The sequence below is a fragment of the Kitasatospora sp. NPDC127116 genome (assembly GCF_042677365.1).
GTDB classification, from domain to species: domain Bacteria; phylum Actinomycetota; class Actinomycetes; order Streptomycetales; family Streptomycetaceae; genus Kitasatospora; species Kitasatospora lactacystinica.
On sequence record NZ_JBHXTL010000256.1, the window covers coordinates 1 to 5,152 of the forward strand.

Here is a 5,152-nt window from a genome sequence, read left to right on the forward strand (position 1 = left end):
GAGGCCCGGGGCGGCGCCCCCGCCCGCAGCCCCCTTCCGTACGAGGAGCCGTCGTGACCACACCCCCGCCGCCGCAGCCGTCCGGACCGCAGATCCACGACCGCCACCCGCTGGCGCTGGCCCTGTTCGCCCTCACCCTGGTCAGCGGCCTGATCGACGCCGTCAGCTACCTCGGCCTCGGCCACGTCTTCACCGCGAACATGACCGGCAACGTCGTGGTCGTCGCCTTCGCCCTCGCCGGGGCGCCCGGCTTCTCCGTGGTCGGCTCCCTGACCTCCCTCGCGGCCTTTCTCCTCGGCGCCGGGGTGGCCGGCCGGATCGCCACCCGACAGGGCGCGACCCGGCGACCCGCACGACTGCGCGCGGCCTTCGCCCTGGAGGCCGTGCTGCACGCCGCGGCCGCCGCCGTCCTCTTCGTGCGGAGCCCCGAGGGGTTCGCGCAGTACGCGGTGATCGCCCTGCTCGCCCTGGCGATGGGCATCCGCAACGCCACCGTGCGGGGCCTGGGCGTACCGGACCTCACCACCACCGTGCTGACCCTCACCCTGACCGGCCTGGCCGCCGACTCCCGCCCGGCCGGGGGCACCGCCCCCCGCCAGCGCCGCAAGATCCTCTCCGTCGTCACCATGCTGGCCGGCGCCGTCCCCGGTGCGCTGCTGGTCCTGCACGGGCAGATCGCCTGGGCCCTGGTCGCCAGCGCCGTGCTGGCCGCACTCACCGTGCTGCTCTACCGCGAGTGACCGGAACGGTTCCGTCCCCGTCCCCGCGCCCGCCCCGGCGGCAGCGGCGCGGGGACCGCCGGCGACGGTGCCCGTCGAGGGGCGGGCCGCCGGGGTCCGGGGCCGTACCGGCAGCGGAACGGTGGTTCCGGCGGGCGGTAGCCTGGGATGCCCGGTGAGCGGATCGGCCGGCCCGAGGGAGAGGAACCAGTGGCGGAGGACAGACGGTTTCCGGTCCTGGTCGGGCGGCAGCGGCAGACGGGACTGCTGACCGCGGCGCTGGTCCAGGCCGTGGACGGCGCGAGCGGGTCGACCGTCCTGCTGCGCGGCGACGCCGGTGTCGGCAAGAGCACGCTGGTGGCCTGGGTGGAGCGACTGGCGCGCGAGCGCGGGTTCACCGTCCTGCGCGCGGTCGGCACGGAGGCGGAGACGGACCTCGCGTTCGGGGCCCTCCACCAGGCGTTCTGGTCGCTGCTCCAGCACTCCGACGCGCTGTCCGCGCATCAGCGCGAGGCCCTGGACAGCGCGTTCGGCATCCGCTCCGGCACTCCGAGCGGCTTCGCCGTCGGCGCCGCGACACTGGCCCTGCTGGAGCGGGTGGTGCGGACCGCCCCCGTGCTGCTGGTCCTGGACGACCTGCACTGGATCGACTCGTCGAGCGCGACCGTCTTCGCCTTCCTGCACCGGCGGTGCGCCGAGCTGCCGGTGGTGATCGTCGGGGCCAGCCGCGCGAACGGACCGGCCGCCCAGACCTGGTCGGCCGAGGCCGTCGACGTCCCGGCCCTTCCCCGCGAGGACGCGGCCCTGCTGCTGGGCACCCGCTACCCCGAACTCGCGGCGCCCGCCAGGGAACGCGTCCTGGCCGAGGCGGCCGGGAACCCGCTGGCGCTGGTCGAACTGCCGCGCCAGCTGGCGGACGCCCAGCAGCGGGGAGCCGCCCCGCTGCCCGAACGGCTGCCCCTGGGGCGGAAGCTGGAACGGATGTTCGCCGAACGGCTCGGCACGGTGACGCCGGAGGTCGGCCGCCTGCTGCTGCTCGGCGCCCTGGCCACCGGCCCGGACTCCGGCAGCGCCGAGTGGCTCCGCGCCCTCGCGGACGAGAACGCGCGGGAGATCCTGGAACGGATCGAGGCCGAGGGCCTGGCCCGGCTCGACCCGGCCGGGCAGCTCGTGTTCCGGCACCCCCTGGTGCGCACCGCCGTCGTCTCCGCCGCCTCCGACACCGCCCGCCGGGAGGCCCACCGCGCGCTGTCCGAGGCCCTCGCACCGGAGGACCCCCGGCGACTGGTCCACGAGGCGGCCGCCGCCCTGCTGCCCGACGAGGACCTCGCGCACCGCCTCCAGGAGGCCGGCCACGAGCTGGCCCGCCGGGGCGGCGAGGCGGAGGGCGCCCTCCTGCTGGAACGCGCCGCCGTCCTCAGCCCCAGCTCCTGCGACCGCGTCCGCAGGCTCACCCGGGCCGCCGTGATGTCGGCCCGCGGGGGGCAGCTGCGCCACACCGCGGCCCTGGTGGAGGAACTGAGGAGCAGCACGGTCCCGCAGGACATCGCCCCGCTGTTCTCGTACGCGGTGGTCTACGCCGACCAGAGCCACCGCGTCGACTTCGAGTCCTCCGCCGCGCTGCTGCCCGCGGCCCTCGACGCGCTGACCGCGCCGGGCGCCGACACCTTCGGCGGACTGGTCGAACAGGCCTGGTTCAAGCTGCTCCTCGCCGCCACGTACACGGACGACCCCTGGGCCTGGCGCGCCCTGGAACGGCACCGGGACGACGTCTCCGACGTGGGCCGGCTCTGTCTGCGGGCCTGGACCGAGCCGGGCCCGGACGCGGCCGCCGCCCTGCTGGCGACCGCCGACGGCATGACCGAGGAGCAGGAGGCCGGCGCGGCCTGGCTGCTGCTCTGGACCGCTTCGGCGCTCGACAGCCCCGACAGCGGTCTGTGGCAGCGCTTCTCCGGGCTGCACGGCTACGCCACCCAGGGCTCGGTCGCCAAGGCCAAGGCCCACCAGGACTACCTGCTCGGGTACTGGGACCGGGCAGCCGTCTGCCTGCGCGAGGCCGAGGAGGCGGACGAGCTCGGCTACCACACGAACGGCCTGATGTTCCGCCAGTACTACGCCCACTTCCTGGCCGGCCGGGGCGACGTGGCCGGGCTCCAGGAGATCGAGCGGACCATCGGGCCGGTCGCCACGCGCGCCCGGATGCGGTACGTCCTCGACCGCCTGACCCATCTGCGCGGCCTGGCCGCGCTTGCCCACCGGCGCTACGAGGAGGCGTACGCGCACTTCTGCGAACTCACCCCGCCCGGGCGCCTGTCCGGCGGCCAGCCGTGGCACCACACGCTGGTCCTCGACCTGGTGACGGCCGCCGTGCACACCGGACGCCTCGACGAGGCCCGCGCCCACCTCGCGGCCGGAGCCGCGGCGCGCTCGGCGGAGATCTCCGGACGCCACGCCTTCCTGTGCGTGGCCGCCACCGCGCTGGCTGCGGACGACCCCGAGGCCGAGGCCGCCTACCTCGCCGCGTACGCGGTACCGGGCGCCGAGCAGTGGGTGTTCGACCTCGCGCGGCTCAGGCTCGCCCACGGCGCGTGGCTGCGCCGCCGCCACCGGCCCGGGGCCAGGGAGACGCTGCGCGTGGCCCACCACGTGTTCCGCCGGCTGCGGGCCACCCCCTGGGCGGCGCAGTGCGAGGAGGAACTGCGGGCCGCGGGCGACTCCGTGGCGCTGCCGCAGGACGGGCCGGCCGCCGACCCGTCCGGGCTGACCGGCCAGGAGCTGCGCATCGCCCGGCTGGCCGCGACCGGCCTGACCAACAAGGAGATCGGCCGGCAGCTCCGGCTGTCGCCCCGTACCGTCGGGGCTCACCTCTACAAGATCTTCCCCAAGCTCGGCATCACCACGCGGGCCGCGCTCGCCCACGCCCTCGAAGGCGGCTGACCTGGGGGAACGCCCGCCCGGCCGGCTTGCCCCGGCCGCCCCGCCGGGCTTCCCGGCGCACCGCCCCGGGACGACAGTCAGATGACCTACCGGCCCGCCGCGCCCGCGGGCCACGCTGAGAGTGCGCAGGACTCCGGCGGAAGGACGGTCAGATGGGCTTGCGGGTGACGACGGCGTCGGTCGCGGACCGCGACAAGGCGGCCTTCTGGAGCGGGGCGGTGTCGCGGTCGCTGGTGCCGCTGGAGGTGCGCCCGCTCACCGGGCGGCCGTTCGACGGACTCCTGGAGTCGCACCGCCTCGGGTACGTGCGGATCTCCACGCTGGAGGCCGACGCGGCCCGGCTCTCCCGCACGGCGGCGCTGATCGCGCGCACGCCGCACAGCGAGCCGCAGGTCGGGGTCGGCGTGCAGGTGTCGGGCCGGGCCGTCCTGGAGCAGGACGGGCGCCGCGCGGAGGTGCCGCCGGGCGGGCTGGTCCTCTACGACACGGCGCGCCCGTTCGCGGTGGACTACCCGGAGCGGTTCCGCACCCACCTGTTCCACGTGCCGCGCCGCCTGCTGGGCGTCCCGGAGCGCGACCTGCGGCACGCCTCCGCGACGGCCGTCGGCCCGACCGACGGGTGCGGACCGGTGATCCTGTCCTTCCTGGGTGTTCTCGCCGCCTCCGCGCACTCCTACCCCGACCCGGTCGGGGACCGGCTGGCCGGCAGCGTCGCCGGCCTGTTCAGCACCCTCATCGCCCAGCTGGTGCCGGCCGGGGAGGCCGACGGACCGGGCGCCCGGAACGCCCACCTGGTCCGGCGGGTGCGGGAGTACATCGACTGCCACCTGGGCGACCCGGACCTGTCGCCCGAGCGGATCGCCCGGGCCCACCACATCTCCGTGCGCTACCTGCACCGGCTCTTCGAGGGCGAGGGCGTGACGGTGAGCCGCCTCGTCCAGCGGCTCCGCCTGGACGCCTGCGCCGGCGAGCTGGCCCGGCGCGGCCGCACCGCGCCCACCGTGTCGGCCGTCGCCCAGCGCTGGGGCTTCGCCAACCCGGCGCACTTCAGCCGGGCCTTCCGCGCCGCCTACGGCGTCCCGCCGCGCGAGTGGCGGACACGCCCGTACGACGAAGCCGGCTGAGGAGCCGGCCGCCCGCCGCAGGGCACGACCAGGCCACCACGGCCGGGGCACACACGGAGCCACCGTGCCCGTCGACCGAAGCCAGGAGCAGAGAGTTGTCCGACCCCACCCCCCTGTCCGACCGGCGACCGGTGCTCGACCGGGCGCTCCAGGATTTCCTGGACGCCCGGGCCGGCCGGTCCGCCGACGAGTTGCCGGACCTCTCGTTCGCGGTGTCCGACAGCGCCCCGGGCGACGGCGCGTCCGGCGGCGGCGGCGGGACGGGGAGCGGGGACCCGGACGATCCGTACGGCACCACGTCGGAGTGGTTCGTGCTGCCGTGCGGGCCGACCGGGCGGGTGCGGGTTCGGGTGACCAGGCCGGTCGGTGCCG

General features: G+C 76.5%; 3 protein-coding genes and 1 pseudogene. All 4 read left to right on the plus strand.

The window, feature by feature from the left end; all coding sequences use genetic code 11:
• Nucleotides 1-53: 53 nt before the first annotated feature.
• The gene (locus tag ACFVHV_RS43185) at nt 54-740 is read left to right on the plus strand and encodes a YoaK family protein (RefSeq protein WP_380359281.1); all 687 of its coding nucleotides are present in this window, start codon (nt 54-56) and stop codon (nt 738-740) included.
• Between the two features lie 189 nt (nt 741-929).
• On the plus strand, nt 930-3,656 hold the full coding sequence (locus ACFVHV_RS43190) for an AAA family ATPase (protein ID WP_380359284.1): 2,727 nt from the start codon (nt 930-932) through the stop codon (nt 3,654-3,656).
• A gap of 152 nt (nt 3,657-3,808) precedes the next feature.
• The gene (locus ACFVHV_RS43195; protein ID WP_380359286.1) at nt 3,809-4,780 is read left to right on the plus strand and encodes a helix-turn-helix domain-containing protein; all 972 of its coding nucleotides are present in this window, start codon (nt 3,809-3,811) and stop codon (nt 4,778-4,780) included.
• Nucleotides 4,781-4,875: 95 nt separating this feature from the next.
• A pseudogene (locus ACFVHV_RS43200) lies at nt 4,876-5,152 on the plus strand (hypothetical protein); the annotation flags it as partial.